At 70.5% G+C, this 18420-nt stretch carries 17 protein-coding genes; 6 read left to right on the top strand and 11 right to left on the bottom strand.

The annotated features are described in order from the left end of the window. The first annotated feature begins 26 nt into the window (after positions 1-26). The gene (gene hisC / locus AB0I38_RS23795) at positions 27-1085 is read left to right on the top strand and encodes a histidinol-phosphate transaminase (RefSeq protein ID WP_358471547.1); all 1059 of its coding nucleotides are present in this window, start codon (positions 27-29) and stop codon (positions 1083-1085) included. Between the two features lie 10 nt (positions 1086-1095). Here the strand turns inward: hisC and AB0I38_RS23790 are convergent, their stop codons facing one another. From AB0I38_RS23790 to purD, 5 genes are all read right to left on the bottom strand, one after another. Further along, on the bottom strand, positions 1096-2088 hold the full coding sequence (locus AB0I38_RS23790) for an EamA family transporter (protein ID WP_358471545.1): 993 nt from the start codon (positions 2086-2088) through the stop codon (positions 1096-1098). A 531-nt stretch (positions 2089-2619) separates the two neighbouring features. Next, the gene (locus AB0I38_RS23785) at positions 2620-3909 is read right to left on the bottom strand and encodes a transcriptional regulator (protein ID WP_358471544.1); all 1290 of its coding nucleotides are present in this window, start codon (positions 3907-3909) and stop codon (positions 2620-2622) included. A gap of 201 nt (positions 3910-4110) precedes the next feature. Further along, the gene (gene murA, locus AB0I38_RS23780) at positions 4111-5376 is read right to left on the bottom strand and encodes a UDP-N-acetylglucosamine 1-carboxyvinyltransferase (protein WP_358471542.1); all 1266 of its coding nucleotides are present in this window, start codon (positions 5374-5376) and stop codon (positions 4111-4113) included. A gap of 77 nt (positions 5377-5453) precedes the next feature. Continuing rightward, positions 5454-6290 carry a phosphoribosylaminoimidazolesuccinocarboxamide synthase gene (locus tag AB0I38_RS23775; RefSeq protein ID WP_358471540.1) on the bottom strand — a complete coding sequence of 279 codons (837 nt, stop codon included), beginning with the start codon at positions 6288-6290 and terminating at the stop codon, positions 5454-5456. After that, the gene (gene purD, locus AB0I38_RS23770; RefSeq protein WP_358471538.1) at positions 6287-7507 is read right to left on the bottom strand and encodes a phosphoribosylamine--glycine ligase; all 1221 of its coding nucleotides are present in this window, start codon (positions 7505-7507) and stop codon (positions 6287-6289) included. Before purD ends, AB0I38_RS23775 begins: the two co-directional genes overlap by 4 nt. 452 nt (positions 7508-7959) lie before the next feature. On the opposite strand from purD, the gene corA reads away from it, so the two are divergent. Continuing rightward, complete coding sequence (gene corA, locus AB0I38_RS23765) at positions 7960-8970, top strand: magnesium/cobalt transporter CorA (RefSeq protein WP_358471537.1); 1011 nt, start codon at positions 7960-7962, stop codon at positions 8968-8970. Between the two features lie 202 nt (positions 8971-9172). Here the strand turns inward: corA and AB0I38_RS23760 are convergent, their stop codons facing one another. Next, a complete protein-coding gene (locus AB0I38_RS23760) occupies positions 9173-9325 on the bottom strand; it encodes a hypothetical protein (RefSeq protein ID WP_358471536.1) in 153 nt (50 codons plus the stop codon). 111 nt (positions 9326-9436) lie between these two features. Beyond that, positions 9437-10342, bottom strand: a complete 906-nt coding sequence (locus tag AB0I38_RS23755; RefSeq protein ID WP_358471534.1) for a glycerophosphodiester phosphodiesterase family protein — start codon at positions 10340-10342, stop codon at positions 9437-9439. A 181-nt stretch (positions 10343-10523) separates the two neighbouring features. Between AB0I38_RS23755 and AB0I38_RS23750 the strand changes: the two genes are divergently transcribed. Continuing rightward, entirely contained in the window at positions 10524-11171 is a 648-nt protein-coding gene (locus AB0I38_RS23750) for a GNAT family N-acetyltransferase (protein ID WP_358471532.1), read from the top strand. Positions 11172-11200: 29 nt separating this feature from the next. Here the strand turns inward: AB0I38_RS23750 and AB0I38_RS23745 are convergent, their stop codons facing one another. The 3 genes from AB0I38_RS23745 to fbaA all read right to left on the bottom strand — a co-directional run bounded on the left by AB0I38_RS23745 (position 11201) and on the right by fbaA (position 14051). Then, complete coding sequence (locus AB0I38_RS23745) at positions 11201-12484, bottom strand: adenylosuccinate synthase (protein WP_358471530.1); 1284 nt, start codon at positions 12482-12484, stop codon at positions 11201-11203. Between the two features lie 99 nt (positions 12485-12583). After that, positions 12584-12994: a DUF3151 domain-containing protein gene (locus AB0I38_RS23740; protein ID WP_225262863.1), complete on the bottom strand. Its 411-nt coding sequence runs from the start codon at positions 12992-12994 to the stop codon at positions 12584-12586. Between the two features lie 34 nt (positions 12995-13028). Next, positions 13029-14051, bottom strand: a complete 1023-nt coding sequence (gene fbaA, locus AB0I38_RS23735) for a class II fructose-bisphosphate aldolase (protein WP_358471528.1) — start codon at positions 14049-14051, stop codon at positions 13029-13031. Positions 14052-14196: 145 nt separating this feature from the next. Between fbaA and AB0I38_RS23730 the strand changes: the two genes are divergently transcribed. Together AB0I38_RS23730 and AB0I38_RS23725 are read left to right on the top strand one after the other, a co-directional pair. After that, entirely contained in the window at positions 14197-14907 is a 711-nt protein-coding gene (locus tag AB0I38_RS23730) for a DedA family protein (protein ID WP_358471526.1), read from the top strand. Between the two features lie 36 nt (positions 14908-14943). Further along, positions 14944-15363: a hypothetical protein gene (locus AB0I38_RS23725; protein ID WP_358471524.1), complete on the top strand. Its 420-nt coding sequence runs from the start codon at positions 14944-14946 to the stop codon at positions 15361-15363. Here the strand turns inward: AB0I38_RS23725 and pyrE are convergent. Further along, positions 15344-15877 carry an orotate phosphoribosyltransferase gene (gene pyrE, locus AB0I38_RS23720; protein WP_358471523.1) on the bottom strand — a complete coding sequence of 178 codons (534 nt, stop codon included), beginning with the start codon at positions 15875-15877 and terminating at the stop codon, positions 15344-15346. The two genes, AB0I38_RS23725 and pyrE, sit on opposite strands and share 20 nt — an antisense overlap. Positions 15878-16008: 131 nt before the next feature. Between pyrE and AB0I38_RS23715 the strand changes: the two genes are divergently transcribed. Continuing rightward, positions 16009-18318, top strand: a complete 2310-nt coding sequence (locus AB0I38_RS23715; RefSeq protein ID WP_358471521.1) for a sigma-70 family RNA polymerase sigma factor — start codon at positions 16009-16011, stop codon at positions 18316-18318. The last annotated feature ends 102 nt before the right edge of the window (positions 18319-18420 follow it).

The following is an 18420-nucleotide window of genomic DNA, read 5'->3' as shown; positions in this document are numbered from 1 at the left end:
GGCCCGGCTTTTCATAAGGTGAGGACATGCCTCGTTTTCGTCCGATCCTCGACACGATGCCGGCCTACCAGCCGGGCAAGGCCGTCGCCGCCCCTGACGGTCGCTCGTACAAGCTCTCCTCCAACGAGTCGCCCTATGACCCGCTGCCGTCGGTGCTGGAGGCGATCGCCGAGGGGGCGCGGCAGATCCATCGCTACCCCGACCCCGGCGCGACCGGGCTGACCGAGGCCATCGCCGCGCGGTTCGGGGTGCCGTACGAGCACGTCGCGCTCGGCGCGGGCTCGGTGACCGTGGCTCAGCAGCTGTTCGAGACCGTGGGCGAGCCGGACGTCGAGGTGGTCTACGCCTGGCGGTCGTTCGAGGCCTACCCGCTGCTGGCCGACCTGGCCGGGGTGCGGTCCGTGCGGGTGCCGCTGGCCGGCGAGGACCACGACCTCGACGCCATGGCCGAGGCGATCACCGACCGGACGCGCATGGTGTTCGTGTGCAACCCCAACAACCCGACCGGCACCGCGATCCGCGGAGCGGAGCTGACGGCCTTCCTCGACCGGGTGCCCGGCGACGTGCTGGTGGTGCTCGACGAGGCCTATCGCGAGTACGTACGCGACGCGGACGTGCCCGACGGCCTCACCCTCTACCGCGACCGGCCCAACGTCTGCGTGCTGCGCACGTTCTCCAAGGCGTACGGGCTGGCGGGGCTGCGGGTCGGCTACCTGATCGGGCACGAGCCGGTGGCCGCGGCGGTGCGCAAGACGATCATTCCGTTCGCGGTCAACCACCTCGCCCAGGTCGCGGCCGTCGCCTCGCTGCGGGCCGAGGACGAGTTGCTGGAGCGGGTCGACCTCGTGGTCAAGGAGCGCACCCGGGTGCGTGAGGCGCTGATCGCGCAGGGCTGGACCGTCCCGCCCACCGAGGCCAACTTCGTCTGGCTCAGGCTGGGCGAGCGCACCCTCGACTTCGCCGCGGCCTGCGCGGTCGAGGGCGTTGCGGTGCGGCCGTTCGCGGGGGAGGGCGCCCGCGTCTCGATCGGCGACCCGGAGGCCAACGACACGTTCCTCGCCGCGGCGGCCGCCTTCCGCGGCTGACGACGCCTGTCTACACGCCGCGCTGTTCGATCACGGGCTCGGCACGCTGGCGCGCGGGCGGTGGTGTCCCTCCATCGCCCGCAGCGGCGTCGGGCGCACGCGTCGTTCCCTTGCGCTCGGTCGAGATCACCAGGGCGACGCCGACCAGGATGACGAGGCCGCCGACGATCACCTGGACGGTGATCGGCTCGCTCAGGACCAGCGCGCCGAGCGCGACGGCGACGGCCGGGTTGACGTACGCGTAGGTGGAGACCAGCGAGATGGGCGCGTTGCCCAGCAGCCACGAGAACGCGGTGAACCCGATCAGCGACCCCGCCACGATCAGGTAGGCCAGGGCCAGCCACGACCTGGTGGTGACGGCCGAGACGTCGAGCCGCTCGCCGAAGCCGGTGCCGAGCACCAGCAGCCCGGCGCCGCCGACGATCATCTCGACCGCGCTGGTGGCGAGCGCGTTGGCGGGCATCGCGATCCTGCCCGACACGAACGAGCCCACGGCCCACGACACCGACGCGAGCAGCACCACGACGATCCCGACCCCGCTGCCGTCCTCGGCGCCGGTCAGCGACAGCGCGCCGACCCCGCCGATCCCGACCAGCACGCCCGCGAGCGTGAGCGTCTTGGGACGGTCGCGCACGGCGAACCTGAACACGACCAGCCACAGCGGCACCGAGGCCACCAGCAGCGCCGCCAGGCCCGTGGAGATGTACTGCTCGGCCACGGTCAGCATCCCGTTTCCGGTGGTCAGCAGCAGCACGCCCACGAGGGCCGCGCCGAGGAACTGGCGGCGCGACATTCTGAAGGCCGCCGGCCCCGACCGCACCAGCAGGAACCCGGACAGCAGGGTGGCCGCGACGATGAACCGGATGGCCGCGCTGAGCATGGGCGGGATCGACTCGATCGCGATTCCGATGCCCAGATAGGTGGATCCCCACACCACGTACACGATGGCGAGGGCGCCCCAGACCATGAGGGAGGTCCGGCGGTCAGCAGTGTTCGGTCCCATGGCTAATGACAATAGTGGTCGGGTCCGACAGATTCCGGATAAGGGCCGACACTGCGAAGTTGGCGGAATCTTAGCGATGAGCGGCATTCGCCCCACTGTCCGCCTCACCAGCCGGATGTCACGATTTTTCCAGTCATCTCGTGAAGGGAGTCACATGTCCGCAGTTACCGACATCCCAGCCGCCGGCAACGCCGCCGCCCTCGCCCACTTCGCCGCCCGCCTGTCCTTCGGGGATCATCCACCACCCGAAGGACGCCCTGACGGCGCCGATTACCGACATCGCCTGCGCCTGTTGACGCAGGGAGAAGAATTGGTGCCCCCGTCCGAATCCCGTCGATCGGGGGCGAGGGAGAACATACCCCCTTCCACAAGGGCCAACCAAGAACTCGGCAGAACTGGTCGCGAAAGTTCACGCCAATCTTCCACCGAGTTCACATTTCGGACACTTGGTAGCGCTCCCAACGTCCGTAACGGAGAGCTACGGCCCGCCGCCCAAGAAAGGGAAGGGGGACGGCGGACCTGTACGGGGGATCAACGCGGGCCCAGCTTCTCCACGATGAGGCGGTAGAGCTGCCGTGGCCGACCGGGTTGGGGCGTGCGGTTCGGCGGAAGCGGCCACGCGAGTCCCTCGTCAACCAGCGTGCGCAGCAACCGCCGAGCCGTACGCGGCGTCACCCCGAGCATCTTCCCCGCGCCCTCCGCGTCGACCACCGTGTCACCTCCTTCGAGTTTGGCCGCCAGCCTGGCCAGCACCTCGACGCCCTTGGGCTTGAGCGCGCCGGAGCCGGTGGGCGGCATTCGGGGAGCGGGTACGAGGGTCCGGCCCTCGCGGTCCACGGCGAAACCCTGGGCCTGCTTGCCCGCCTGGGTGCGGGCCAGCGCGGCCCGCGCGTGCGACTCGGCGTCGTGCGTCGTGCGCCCCATCCCCACGCCCACCTCGACGGCCAGCCCCAGCTCGTCGCGGATTCTGGACGCGAACGGCAGCACCCGGAACCCGTCGGTGGCGGTCGCGATCGAGCCCCTGGTCGCGGTGACCAGATAGCTGTGATCGTCGATCGGCCACACGGTCGCGTTGATCCGGTTGGCCTCCTGGACCAGCAGCCGGTGCAGCGACAGCCGCAGCTCGTCGCGCCAGTAGCGCGGCGCGGCGCGTCGTACGGGCTCGCGGAGCGTCGGGACCTCCACCAGCACGACGGTGAGCTGTGACTCCTCCAGCCGGTGGTGCGCGCCCAGCAGCGCCGCGGTGTGCAGCGCGGTGCGCACCGCCCCCGAGGTCGGCCTGATCCTGATCACCGCCACCCCGGCCGCCTGAAGCCGCTCGGCGACCGCCGGCAGGCACGTCAGCGCGCCGGTGGTGGCGCCCTGGCGGGCCAGCCGCTCGTGGTAGGCCGCGATCGTGCCGGTGGCTCCCGGCTCGTCGCGGCTGTGCACGTCCGCGGCCGGGATGCCGAGATCTGTGTACGCCTCCTCGACGTCGGCACGTGACACCACGTCGACGCTGACCCGCTTGGGGTCGATGCGCGGATCCAGCGCAGCCTTGGCCAGCGCGGCGACCAGTGCGGCCCCGCCGAGCTGGACGTAGGTCGCCGGCATCGTCAACACGCCGGAACGCCGGGCCAGGTCGTAGGGGACCGGGCTGGCGAACAGGCACGCGTCGACGCCGGGACCGAGCCGGGTCACCTTGTCGGGCGCTTCCTGCTCGTCGCGGTACGCGGCCGCCACAAGGCGACAGGGCAAGGGCGCGGCGGCGTGCCCCATCAACATGACGCGCTCGACCAAATCGTGGGGTCCGACCACGCCGATGGTGAGGTCCGGTGTCATAGCGCCCGGGCGTGACACTCGGGTTGTTTCTTCGGCCCTCTCGACCAATGTTCGTCCCATCCTGCCGTAAGTTGCAGTGCTCTCTTTTGGAACGATCGCTCGCGAGGGCCGTAATGTCACGCCCGACTTTTCCGGAAAGCCGTTCTGGTTGGCCATCCGAGAAGTCATTTCAGCAGTTCAGATGGGTTTACCTGACGATTGTCAGCGTCTTGAAATCTCTCGTGTAATGTCCGCTCCGAGTGCCCGCATTCGGTCGGCGAGATGCGCGTGCCCGCGGTCGATCAGGTATCCCGACTCGATGACGGTCTCGCCCTCCGCGGCGAGTCCGGCGAGCACCAGAGCGATGCCCGAACGAAGATCGTGAGCGGTCACCTGGGTGCCGGTCAGCGGGGTGGCGCCGCGCACGATCGCTCGGCTGCCGTCGACCTCCACCTGGGCGCCCATCTTGTTCAGCTCGCCGGCCAGGGCGAAGCGGCCGTCGAAGATGCGCTCGTGGATGTAGCTGGGGCCGTCGGCCAGCGCCGCGACCGTCATCATGGGCGACTGCAGGTCGGTGGCGAAGCCGGGATAGGTGTCGGTGATGATGTTGATCGGCCGGAGCGTGCGGTCGCGGCGTACGTGCAGCACCGCGCCCTGCCGGGCGAAGTCGACGCCCATCTGCTCCAGCTTGTAGCGGACGACGCCGAGGTCGAGGCCGGTGCCGACGAGGCTGAGCTCGCCGCCGGTGATCGCCGCGGCCATCGCGAAGACGCCCGCGTCGAGCCGGTCGGGCATCACGGTGTGCTCGACGGCGTGCAGCTCGTCGACGCCCTCGACGGTGATGAACCCGGTGCCGCCGCCGCTGATGCGCGCGCCCATCTTGGTGAGCATGTCGATGACGTCGAGCACCTCGGGCTCGAGCGCGGCGTTCTCGATCACGGTGACGCCGTTGGCCAGCGCCGCGGCCATGATCAGGTTCTCGGTGCCGGTGTGGGACGGGGTGTCGAGGTAGAGGGTCGCCCCGGTCAGGCCGGAGGCCTTGACGTGGATGACGGTCTCGCCCTCGTCGACGACCGCGCCCAGCCGCTTGTAGCCCAGGTAGTGGAAGTCGAGGTTGCGGCTGCCCAGGTTGCAGCCGCCGACGCCTTCGACGATCGCCTCGCCCAGCCGGTGGAGCAGCGCGGGGGTGAAGAGCACCGAGCCGCGGAAGCGCCGGGCGATCTCGGCGGGCAGCACCGGGCTGTGCAGGCGCGAGGCGTCGATGACCAGCGTGCGCTCGGCCTCGTGCAGCTCGACGTAGGCGCCCACCGTCTCGGCGAGCTCGACCGCGCGGCGGACGTCCTCGATGATGGGGACGTTGCGCAGGACGGTGCGGCCCTTCGCGGCGAGCAGAGCGGCCCCGATCATCGGCAGCACGGCGTTCTTGGCGCCCTGGATGAAGGCGGTTCCACGTAGTGCGTTGCCACCGCGCACGCGGTAACGGACCATTCCTGGGGCTCCTCGGGGTTCGCGGTCTGGCTCGACCGGCCCAAGAGTAGTCGGTCATACCAACTGCCCCAGCCGAATCATCCGTTAAAGGATGCTCCAGTGAGGCGTTCGTAGGCCTCCAGATAACGGCGCCTGGTCTGTTCGACTACCTTGTCGGGCAGGCGGGGCGGGGGTGTTTCGGAGGATTTGTCCCACCCGGATGCTGGAGAAGTCAACCAATCCCGGACATATTGCTTATCGAAGGAGGGTTGCGGATGTCCCGGCTCCCAGGCGTCCGCCGGCCAAAATCGTGAGGAGTCGGGCGTAAGGACCTCGTCACCCAGGGTCAGCACTCCCTCGGAGTCCCAGCCCAGCTCGATCTTGGTGTCGGCCAGGATGATGCCCCGCTCCCGGGCGATCTCGGCGCCGCGAGTGTAGACGGCGAGCGTGACGCGCCGGAGAGCCTCGGCCGTCTCCGCGCCGACCTCCTCGATCACCCGTTCGTAGGGGATCGGCTCGTCGTGCTGCCCCACCGGTGCCTTGGTCGACGGGGTGAAGATCGGCTCGGGCAGCCGTGACCCGTCTTCGAGCCCGTCGGGCAGCCGGACACCGGAGACCGTACGGTCGCGCCGGTAGTCGGCCAGCCCCGACCCCGCCAGATAGCCGCGCGCCACGCACTCGATCGGCACCATCTTGAGCGGTTTGCACACCATGCTGCGCGCGTCGGGCCCCGGCGCCGCGATGTGGTTGGGCACCACGTCCGCCAGCTGGTCGAACCACCACAGCGACAGCTGCGTAAGGATGGCCCCCTTGTCGGGGATGCCGGGCTCCAGCGCGTGGTCGAAGGCCGAGATCCGGTCGGAGGCGACCATCAGCAGCAGGCCGTCGTCGGTCTCGTAGAGGTCGCGTACCTTGCCGGAGTGCAGGTGCTTCATCGGGCGATGTCCGTCCTGTGGAAGGAGCCGCGCAGCTCGACCCGTGCCACCAGCTCGTAGGCGTGGCGCCGGGCGCTCTCCTGGTCGGGCCCGGTCCCCACGACATCGAGCACCCGCCCGCCGTCGGAGACCACCTCGCCGTCGACCCGCCTGGTGCCGGCGTGGATCACGTAGGCGTCGGCGGTCGGCTCGATCCCCCTGATCACGTCGCCCTTGACCGGGGCGCCGGGATAGTCCTCGGCCGCGATCACCACGGTCACCGCGGAGCCGTCGCGGAAGACCGGCCGGTCGTGCTCGTCGAGCGTGCCGGTCGCGCAGGCCAGCAGCAGCCCGCCGAGCGGCGTCTCCAGCCGGTCGAGCAGCACCTGGGCCTCCGGGTCGCCGAAGCGCGCGTTGAACTCGATCACCTTGGGCCCCTTGGCGGTCAGCGCCAGGCCCACGTAGAGCACGCCCTGGTAGGGCAGGCCGCGCCGGGCCAGCTCGCCGATCGTCGGCTCCACGACCTCGCGCATGACCTGCTCGGTCAGCCCCTCGGGCGCCCAGGGCAGCGGGGTGTAGGCGCCCATTCCGCCCGTGTTGGGCCCCTCGCCGCCGTCGTAGGCGCGCTTGAAGTCCTGCGCCGGCTGCAGCGCCACGGCCGTGCGCCCGTCGCACAGCGCGAACAGCGACACCTCCGGGCCGTCGAGGAACTCCTCGATCACCACCCGCTCGCAGGCCCGCGCGTGCTCCAGCGCCGCGTCGCGGTCGTCGGTGACCACCACGCCCTTGCCCGCGGCCAGCCCGTCGTCCTTGACCACGTAGGGGGCGCCGAACTCGTCGAGCGCGGCGGCCGCCTCCTCCGGGGTCGTGCACGTCCTGGCCCGCGCGGTCGGCACGTCGGCGGCGGCCATGATCTCCTTGGCGAACGCCTTGGACCCCTCGATCATCGCCGCCTCGGCGGACGGCCCGAAGCACGGGATGCCGGCCGCCCGCACCGCGTCGGCCACCCCCGCCACCAGCGGCGCCTCCGGCCCCACGACGACCAGGTCGGCTCCGAGCCGCGTGGCCAGCTCGGTCACCTGCCCCGGGTCCGTGGGCGTGACGGCGTGCAGGGTCGCGATCTCCTCGATGCCCGGATTGCCCGGGGCGCAGTGGAGCTCGCCGACCCGAGGGTCGAGCTTGAGTGAACGGCACAGGGCGTGCTCACGCCCACCGGATCCGATGACTAGAACGCGCACGGGGCCCATTGTCGCAGCTCCCGCCACCCCGCCCCGCATCGGTGCCCGCACGCCTCACGGCACCACCGGAGGGCATTCCTTGGCGAACTACCAGCTGCAGCGGGTGCCGCTCTACGGGTATCGTCGGATAGGTTCACCCGCCTGTGATAACTTGAGGCGGCTTTGCGGCGTCTTGCGTGATTGGAGGTGGTCCGGGATGAAACCTGGTGATCCCAGCAGTACGTGCTCGCTCACGTACACCCCATATGCCCCCGACCACTCCAATCCGGCAGCCTGATCGTGCCTCCATGCATACGTGTTGATTGAGGTGACTTTTCATCGCGCATGGAGCGTGCCAGGTCGGGCGGAAAGGGACTGCCATGCGCTCGTCCACTATTTTCCGTCGTATCAACCGTCACCCCGTCCAGCCTCGGGCCACGCGTCAGCCGATCTGGCCGGCGCCTGAGGTCCGGGTGCCCGATTCCATCGTCGAGTACGGCGCCTACATCGAGGGCCGGCGAATCTCCGCCCAGGGCATCGCCGAGTCGCTCGACCTCGTCCGCAAGCACAACAGCGGATTCGAGGGCGCCAAGGCCTTCCTCTGGGTGGGGCTGCACGAGCCGGCGGCCCCCGAGGTCGAGTGGCTGGCCGAGGTGTTCGACCTGCACCCGCTGGCCGTCGAGGACGCCGTCAAGGCGCACCAGCGGCCCAAGGTCGAGCGCTACGGCGACTCCCTGTTCATGGTGCTCAAGACCATCGCCTACCTGGATCACGACGAGCTGACCGCCACCAGTGAGATCATCGCGGCGGGCGAGATCATGGTGTTCCTGGGTGCCGACTTCGTGGTGACCGTGCGCCACGGCGAGCACTGCCCGCTGACCGAGGTGCGCGAGCGGCTGGCGGACCAGCCCGAGTTGCTGGCCCGCGGTCCGGCCGGCGTGCTGCACGCCATCGCCGACCACGTCGTCGACCGCTACCTCCAGGTGGCCGACCTCATGCAGATGGAGCTGGAGGAGGTCGAGGCCACCGTCTTCGCCGACGTCAGCTCGCGCGACATCAACCGGATCTACCAGCTCAAGCGGGAGATGCTGGAGATGAAGCGGGCGATCACCCCGCTGCAGAGCCCGCTGGCCGCGCTGCCGCAACGCCGGGTGATCCCGTCCGAGATGCGCGAATACTTCCGTGACGTCGGCGACCATCTCTCCCGCGTGTGCGAGCAGGTCGAGTCGTCCAACGAGCTGTGCAGCTCGATCCTCCAGGCCGCCCTGGCCCGGTCGAACGCCCTGGCCAACGAGGACATGCGCAAGATCTCGTCCTGGGTCGCCATCCTGGCCGTGCCCACGATGATCGCCGGTGTCTACGGGATGAACTTCGACTTCATGCCCGAGACCAAACAGGTCTGGGGCTATCCGGCCGTGCTGGCCGTCATGGTCACGGCCTGCGTGCTGCTGCACCGCGGCTTCCGCCGTAACGGCTGGCTCTGACCGCTCCAGACACCGACCGCTCCGGTGGACCTTGCCGGTCTACCAGGAGTGAACCCTCAGGCGCATTCGGTGATCTCCACTTCGTGCGGATCTAGCCAAATTTGGCTATTGAGAAGGTTGGCGGTACTGTCCTCGAAAAGAAACCGGCGGCGGAATCCTCGGCGAGTGTCGGCGGTGGTCAGCCATAGAGACAGGACCTCGCCTACCGGCCCCAGGTGTCCAGATCGGTATCCGCGGGCAGGTGCGAGGTGACGCTCGCGCGCCACTCGTGCATCGCGCGGGCCCGCTCGCGCAGCATCCGCAGGGCACGCTCCCGGGTAAGGTCCTCGATCAGGCTGACGGCGGCGCCCAGCACGTCCAGGCTCGGCTCGCGGTCGGCGAGGGCCCGGCTCAGGAGCGTGAAGTACCACCGGCCCTGACGACGCCCGATCGCTTCGGACGCCGATCGCTTCGGACGCCGGCCGCTTCAGACGCCGACCGGCCTGAGCGGCTCGACGCGCGGGGGCAGTGCCAGCCCTCGCTCCCGCCACAGCTCGCGCATCCGGTCGGGGTAGTCGGTCACGACGCCGCTCACCCCGAGGTCGAGCATCCGCGCCGCGAGCCCGGTGTCGTTGACGGTCCACACGGCCACGTCCAGCCCCGCCGCGGCGGCCTGCTCCATCAGCAGGTCGTCCACCATCACGTGCTCGGGCGACAGCGTGGTGGCCCCGGCCTCGCGGGCGGCGGCCGGGATGTCGTCGCCCAGGCCCTCGTGCCAGTGGAGGGTGTCGAGCTCGATCAGCGCGAACCGTCGCGTACCGGGCGCCATCGTGGCGGCGTGAGCGATGATCCGCCAGTCGAAGCTGAGGAGCGCCACGTTGCCGAGCCGCTCGTGACGGTCGAGCTCGTCGACCACCAACTCGGTGAACAGCTCGGGATCGGGCGTCAGCTCCGGCCTGGTCGGGTCGGACTTCAGCTCGACGTGCAGCCGCACGCTCTCCGCCTCGTAGGCGTTGACCAGGCCGAGCACCGCGCCGAGCGTGGGCATCCGCGTCTCCGGCAGCGTGACCTGGGTCAGCGCGAACGGGTCGTCGGGGTGGCGCGGCAGGCGGGTGCCGACGTCCAGCATGCGCAGCTGCGCCAGGGTGAGGGAGTTGATCGGCTTGCCGACGTAGGGGAAGTGCGGATCATCCGGCTTGGCGGGCCGCGTGTCGGCGCTCGTCACGGCCGAGACCGTGAGGTCGTGCGTGAGCACGAGGCGCCGGTCGGCCGTGAGCGCGACGTCGAGCTCGAGCGCGTCCACGCCGAGCTCCATCGTGCGGCTCAGACCCGGCAGGGTGTTCTCGGGCCACAGGCCTCTCGCCCCCCGATGACCATGTATCTCAACGCGCACAACCGGGACCCTACCGGGCGCGCGTCACTATCCCGCACTCCCACGCCGTGCCCTTTTTGTGGGGGTACGCCCTAGAGCTGCCGATCGAGCGGCCCACACCGCTCCACATTGTCCGCTCGTGAACCTCTTGCACCCATATATGCCTCGATAAACGTAATCGTCTGGCAATAAACTGATCCCCATGAGGCAGGCTCTCACCACAGCCCGCCCGGAGACCGTGCGGGCATGGGTCGACGGATGGGTGATCTCACGCCAGGCCCCCGCCCCGGTGCCCGAGCCCTGGGGCCTCCGCGTCGACGTCGGGCTGCCGGACCACCGGGCCCGCCACATCCTCCCGGACCCCGCCCCCGCCACGCTCCGCCACCTGACGGCCTCGGTGACCACCCCGGGCACCTGGCTCAAGCTCTGCGCCCCCGTGGAAGCCGTCGCCCCCTGGCTGCCCGCGCCGTGGTCCGTCGAGGAACCGGAGTTCATGATGACCGTCGCGCTGGAGCGGGCGGCCTTCGCGGCGCCGCCCGGCTACACGATGGCCACGACGACCCGCGCCGGGGTCACGGTCGCCCGCCTGCTCACGATGGCCGGCGAGATGGCGGCACGCGGCCAGGTCGTCATCACCGGCCGCACCGCGGTCGTCGACCAGGTCGAGACCGCTCCCCAGCACCGTCGGCGCGGCCTGGGCAGCGTCGTCATGACGGCTCTGGCCGCCACGGCCGCCGCCTCCGGCGCCCGCACCGGTGTCCTGGTCGCCACCCCGGCCGGCCGGTCGCTCTACGAGAGCCTCGGCTGGGCCCTCCACACGCCCGTGACGGCCGCCGTACTGAGAGGCTGACGGCGGGCGTCACCGGCGAGGCGGACGGGTCAGATCAGCGGGCGCAGCACCAGCGTGGCGTCGCGGGCGGGGCCGACGCCGACGGCGGAGATCGGAGCCCCGCTCATCTCCTCCAGCGCCCGCACGTACGCCTGCGCGTTGGGCGGCAGGTCCTCGAAGGTCTTGGCCTCCGTGATGTCCTCCTGCCAGCCGGGCAGCTCCTCGTAGACGGGCTTGGCGTGGTGGAACTCGGTCTGCGTCATCGGGATCTCGTCGTGCCGCACCCCGTCGACCTCGTACGCCACGCAGACCGGGATCCGCTCCAGCCCGGACAGCACGTCCAGCTTGGTGAGGAAGAAGTCGGTCACCCCGTTGATCCGGGTCGCGTAGCGGGCGATGACGGCGTCGAACCAGCCGCAGCGGCGGTTGCGGCCGGTGGTGACGCCGTACTCGCCGCCCGTCTGCCGCAGCCACTCGCCCATCTCGTCCTCAAGCTCCGTCGGGAACGGCCCCGAGCCCACCCGCGTGGTGTAGGCCTTGAGGATGCCGATCACCCGAGTGAGCCGCGTCGGCGCGATGCCCGAGCCCGCGCAGGCGCCGCCCGAGGTGGGCGAGGAGGAGGTGACGAACGGGTAGGTGCCGTGGTCGATGTCCAGCAGCGTGCCCTGGCCGCCTTCGAGCAGCACGAACTTGCCTTCGTCCAGCGCCCGGTTGAGCACCAGCGAGGTGTCGGCGATGTGCGGCCGCAGGCGCTCCGCGTAGCCGAGGTACTCGTCGACGACGGCGGTGGTGTCGATGCCGCGCCGGTTGTAGACCTTGGTGAGCACCTGGTTCTTCTCGGTCAGCGCGACCTCGATCTTCTTGGCCAGGATGCCGGGGTCGAGCAGGTCCTGGACCCGTACGCCCATCCGGTAGATCTTGTCGCCGTAGGCCGGGCCGATGCCACGACCGGTCGTGCCGATCTTGGCCTTGCCCAGGTAGCGTTCGGTGACCTTGTCCAGGGCCTTGTGGTGGGGCATGATCAGATGCGCGTTGGCGGAGATCAGCAGCCGCTCGGCGGAGATGCCGCGCGCGGCCAGCCCCTCGATCTCCTTCAGCAGCACCGCGGGGTCGATCACCACGCCGTTGCCGATCACCGGCACGACGTCGGGCGACAGGATCCCGGTGGGCAGCAGGTGCAGAGCGTATTTCTGGTCGCCGATGACCACGGTGTGGCCCGCGTTGTTGCCACCCTGATAGCGGACGACGTAATCGACATCGCCACCGAGCAGGTCGGTGGCCTTGCCCTTGCCCTCATCGCCCCACTGGGCACCCACGAGAACGACAGCCGGCATGGTTCTAGTCTCCCGAGCACAAAACGAAACCCCTGGCGCAAGCGCGACAGGGGCTCTTGCGTGCAGAGACTACCTGAGTCGACCCATTCGTCCCAAGCGCTAGTTCTTGGTCAGCGCGTCATACGCCGCCTCGTCGCTGTCACGGAGGAACTGCATGCACCGCTCGGCCTCGTCCTTCTCGCCGATGGCCTGGGCCGCCCTGGCGAGGGAGTAGAGGCAACGCAGGAAGCCGCGGTTGGGCTCGTGGTCCCAGGGCACGGGCCCATGACCCTTCCAGCCGCTGCGGCGCAGCTGGTCGAGCCCGCGGTGATATCCGGTGCGGGCGAAAGCGTAGGAGGTGACGGCGTGACCCTGCGCGAAGTACTCCTCAGCGAGTGTCGCCCAGGCCGCCGGATAGGCGGGGAAACGGGCCGCGATGTCGGCGGCCTTGACCCCGGACTCGAGCGCCTCCCTGGCCTCGGGCAGGTCCGGCAGGTGAGTCGGGGGAGGCCCGGCGAGAAGGTTATCCATAGGACAAGTCATACCCGCCGGGCCCCGAGCGTGGCTAGGAGATCTTCGTCCCAGTGCTCTGGAGGTTGGCGCACGCCTCCACGATGCGGGCGGCCATCCCGGTCTCGGCCGCCTTGCCGTAGGCCCGGGGGTCGTAGGCCTTCTTGTTGCCCACGTCGCCGTCGACCTTGAGCACCCCGTCGTAGTTGCGGAACATGTGGTCGGCGATCGGCCGGGTGAAGGCGTACTGGGTGTCGGTGTCGATGTTCATCTTCACCACGCCGTAGGAGATCGCCTCGCGGATCTCCTCCAGCGTCGACCCGGAACCGCCGTGGAAGACCAGGTCGAACGGCTTGTCCTTGCCGTACTTGGCGCCGACCGCGTCTTGGATCTCCTTGAGCACGCTCGGCCGCAGCTTGACGTGGCCCGGCTTGTAGACGCCGTGCACGTTGCCGAACGTGGCGGCCAGCATGTAGCGGCCCTTGTCGCCGAGGCCGACCGCCTCCGCGGTGGCCAGGGCGTCGCCCGGCGTCGTGTAGAGCTTCTCGTTGATCTCGCCGACGACGCCGTCCTCCTCGCCGCCGACGACCCCGATCTCCATCTCCATGATGATCCGGGCGCGGGCGCACTTCTCGACGAGCTCCGCGGCGATCTCGAGATTCTCCTCCAGAGGTACGGCGGAGCCGTCCCACATGTGCGACTGGAAGAGCGGGTCGAGGCCCTTCGACACCCGCTCCAGCGAGATGTCGATCAGCGGCCGCATGAACCCGTCGAGCTTGTTCTTGGGACAGTGGTCGGTGTGGAGGGCGATCGTCACCGGATATTTGGCGGCCACCACCCTGGCGTACTCGGCCAGAGCCGTCGCGCCGATCACCATGTCCTTGACCGTGGTGCCGGACAGGAACTCGGCTCCACCGGTGGACACCTGGACGATGCCGTCGCTTTCGGCCTCGGCGAAGCCGCGCAGCGCGGCGTTGAGCGTCTGTGAGGAGGTCACGTTGATCGCCGGATAGGCGAATCCGCCGGCCTTGGCCCTGTCGAGCATCTCGGCGTAGACCTCTGGAGTAGCTATCGGCATGACTCATCTCCCTGAAGAGTGCGGGCTTCGCACAGCCCAGTATCCCGACTTCGCTACCCCAGACGGTAATGACGACGCGCCTTGACCCCGGTCGCCGCCCGCCTCTCCCTCCGCCGGCCCCACCTGATCCGGGTAGGCTCAGCCCGTGGACTGGCTCTTGAATCTCCTCGACCCGACATGGTGGCTCACCATCCTCGGCGCGTTCGCGACCGTCGGTGTGCTGGCCATCATCTTCGCCGAGACGGGTCTGTTGCTCGGTTTCTTCCTGCCGGGCGACTCGCTGCTGGTGGCCGCGGGGATCTTCAGCTCGGCCTCGGTGGCTAAGGGGATGGACATCGAGCCCCTCTCGCTGCCGGTGCTGCTGATCGGCACTCCTCTCTGCGCGATCGCCGGCGCCCAGCTCGGCCACTGGCTCGGTGCCAGGTTCGGCCGCAAGCTCTTCGACAAGCCCGACTCGCGGCTGTTCAAGAAGGAGCACGTCGTCCGGGCGGAGGTGTTCTTCGAGAAGTTCGGGCCGGCCAAGGCCGTGGTGCTCGCCCGGTTCGTGCCGATCGTCCGCACGTTCATGAACCCCGTCGCGGGCGTGCTGGAGATGTCGCCCAAGCGGTTCTTCCTCTGGAACGTCGTCGGCGCCGTGGTGTGGGTCGAGAGTCTGGTCCTGCTCGGCCACTTCCTCGGCAGCAGGGTCGATCCCAAGCAGATCGACAAGTACATCCTGCCGGGCGTCTTCCTCATCGTGCTGATCTCGCTGATCCCCATCTTCGTCGAGGTCATCAAGGGCCGCCGGACGGCCAAGGCCGTGCCCGTGCCCACCGGCAAGCATCACCGGGTCCGTCCGGGCGCTGACGGCCCGTAGCCGAGCACCGGCCGACCAGCGCGGTACCCTCCCTGTGTGGGACGCCACAGGTCAGATCCGATGGGCATCGCCCGCCTCGCGCTCGCCGTCCTGGCGGTCGTCGGCGTGGTCGGGCTCCTGGTCCTCGGCGGTCGCGCGCTGATCACCTCGTTCGACACGCCCCAGGAGCCGCCCGAGGCGCTGCGCGCCACCGCGAAGGCCTCGGCGAGCGTGCCGGTGCCGACCGTCCACATCGTGTGCGCGGCCGACACCTGCCCGCTGGTCACGGTCCGCGTGCCGGGCGGCGACGTGCTGCAATACCGCGACATGACGAGGGGCGAAGAGGTCAGCTACTTCGAACCCGAGCTGGACGTGGTGCTCACCGACGCCTCGTCGGTCCGCGTCACCGCCAACGGCGAGCCGCGCGCCCCGGGAGAGCCCGGCAAGCGGGAGGCGTTCACAGTCCGAGATCGGTGAGCGTGAAGGCGGTGCGGTAGGTCAGCCCTTCCTCGGCCAGGCGCGGGGCCGCCCCGCGCTCGACGATGGTGGCGACGCCCACCACCTCGGCGCCCGCCTCGCGCAGCGCCTCGACGGCGGTCATCACCGACCCGCCGGTGGTCGAGGTGTCCTCGACCGCGAGCACCCGGCGGCCCCGCACGTCGGGCCCCTCGACCCGGCGCTGCAGGCCGTGCTGCTTCTGCTCCTTGCGGACCACGAACGCGTCGAGCACGCGCCCGCCTGCCGCGGCGGCGTGCAGCATGGCGGCGGCCACCGGGTCGGCGCCCAGCGTCAGACCGCCCACGGCGTCGTAGTCGAGGTCGGCCGTGATGTCCAGCATCACCCTGCCGACCAGGGGTGCCGCCACGCCGTCGAGTGTGATCCGGCGCAGGTCGAGGTAGAAGTCGGCTTCCTGCCCGGAGGAGAGCACCACTTTGCCGTGAACGACGGCCTTCTTGTTGATCTCGGCCAGGAGGTTGTCGCGATCCGTCATGCCTTCCAGCCTAGGGGGCCTGATCAGGTGAGACTCGCGCCGCCCGGAGGTAAAGCCCGGCCATCGGTTTAGCCGGTGCGGTGGGTGCGGAATGATTGCGCCGGACAACTCTACGTAATGACGAGGTAACGATGAGTGCGCAGTCAGACCGGAGCGACGCGGATCTGCTCCATGCGGTCAAGGAAGGTGACGCCGCCGCCTACGGAGAGCTCTACCAGCGCCACGTCATGGCGGCCCGCTCGCTCGCCCGCCGGCTCGTCAGGGGTGAGGCGGAGGTCGAGGACGTGGTGGCCGAGTCGTTCACCAAGATCCTCGACCTGGTCGGCCGTGGGGGCGGGCCGACGGCGGGCTTCCGCACCTACCTGCTCACGGTGGTGCGGCGCACGGTCTACGACCGCACCCGGATAGAGAGCCGTCAGGTGACGACGGGCGAGATCGAGAGCTTCGACCCCGGCGTGCCGTTCGTCGATCCGGCGGTCGCCGGGCTCGAAAGATCGCTGATCGCGAGGGCGTACCAGTCCCTGCCGGAGCGGTGGCGGGCGGTCCTCTGGCACACCGAGGTCGAGCGCGCCAAGGCGGCCGAGGTCGCGCCGCTGCTCGGCCTGTCGCCCAACGGCGTCGCGGCGCTCGCCTGCCGGGCCCGTGAGGGGCTGCGCCAGGCCTACCTCCAGATGCACCTGGCCGTCCCGCCGCGGCCGGTCTGCCGGCCGGTGCTCGGCAAGATGGGCGCCCACGTCCGGGGCGGACTGGCCAGGCGCGACTCCAGGGTGGTGGCCCAGCACGTCAGCCACTGCCCCGACTGTCACGCGGTGATGACGGAGCTGTCCGGTGTCGACCAGGGGTTGCGCACGGTCATCGGGCCCCTGATGCTCGGCACGGCCTGCACCGGCTATGTCGAGGCCATGACCGGGGGCATCGCGCGCACGCGCGGCCGGACCCGGTGGCCGCCCGCGGGCCGGTCCGCGGCTCTGGCCGGCGGCACGGCCCTGGCCGTCGTCGCGGCCGTCGCGTTACTGCCGGTCTCCGGCGAGCAGCCGGAGGATCGGCTCGCCCAGCCCATGGCCGCCCTCCAGCCGCCGCCCATCCCCCGGGTCGCGGAGCTGGCCGAGACCACGCCGGTGCCGCCGCCCGCCCCCGGCGCGGAGGCGGCGAGGTCCGGCCGGCCCCGCCTGCGCGCGGCGGTCGGGCCGCTCGGCGCGCTGGTACGCGACCGGCCGGGCATCGTGGGCGTACGCCTGAGCAACACCGGCGAAGGGCCGAGCCAGGCGGTCGAGGCCGTGGTCGGCCTGCCCTCGGGCGTCACTCCGGTCCCGGCGGACAGGCGCGGCGGCGGGGCCGGTCTGCTCCAACCGGCGGGGCCGGCCGACGGCTGGAGGTGCCGCCCGGCGGCCGAGGGCGCCCGGTGCGTCAGGGGCCCGATCGAGGCCGGCCAGACCACGGCCGTGTTCCTGCGCGTCCAGGTCGCCGCCATCGCCCCGGCCGGCGCCGGGCCGTCCCTGTCCATACGGTCGGGTTCGCTGCGCGTCAGCGGGCAGAGCGCCTCGGGCGTGCGGTCCACCGGGGCGCCCGCCAGGTTCGCCGCCGACGGCCAGGTGACGGTCAGGGCGGTCGGCAACTCCCTGCTGAGCTGCCCCGCCGAGCTCTACGGCTGCGCGGAGGCCGCCGCCCGGCGCGGCGACCGGCGCGACGACGATCAGTGGCCGATGGCGGCGGTCGACCACGACGGGTCGGCCTCCACCGCGGCCTCCAGCGCCGCCACGCTGCGCCTGCCGGGGGCCGGGCGGGTGGCGTGGGCCGGGCTCTACTGGTCGGCGAGCGCCGCGGTCGCCGGGCCGATCAAGATCAGACCGCCGGGGCGCCGAGGCTACGTCCCGATCCGGCCCGACGAGGTGCTGGCCCGGGAGCTGCCCTCGGGGCCCGTCTACCAGGCGTTCGCCGACGTCACCGGGCTCGTGGGCGGCGCCGCGAAGGAAGGGGAGTGGTGGGCGGCCGACGTGCCGTCGCAGCCGGGGATCGCGCGTTACGCGGGGTGGAGCCTGGTGGTCGTCACGACGGATCCGGCCCAGCCCCACAGCCGGACCGTCGTGCTCGATCCGGCCACGGTGGCCGGCGGCGAGCAGCGGCTGGTGCGGATGCCGTTGAGCGGGCTGGGCCGGCCGGCGGCTCCCGTCCGGATCGAGCTGGTGGCCTGGGAGGGTGACGCCGGGCTCGGCGGCGAGGCCGTCTCAGTGGGGTCGGGGCCGCTCGTGCCTGCGGGCGGTGACCGCGATCCGGCCAACGTCTTCGACGGCTCGGCCAACGGCGCGCGGGGGATGGCGTTCGGTGTCGACGTCGACTCCTTCAGCGCCCGGTTGGGCCGGGCTCCCGCGCTGACGATCGCCACGAAGAAGGACGCGGTCCTGCTGGGGGTGGCCGCCATAAGCGTTCGGGTAGACCAGTGACTTTAAACGGGACAAACTGGTACGGTCCACCTAAATGGGCGGGCGTAATGTCAATCGTCGGGATTAACCCTCGCGCGATCACCCCCTTTCATTACTCTGAGA

This window comes from Nonomuraea cavernae, from assembly GCF_040655715.1.
In the GTDB taxonomy this organism is placed as follows: Bacteria; Actinomycetota; Actinomycetes; order Streptosporangiales; family Streptosporangiaceae; genus Nonomuraea; species Nonomuraea cavernae_A.
This window is presented reverse-complemented; position numbering and strand designations above follow the sequence as displayed.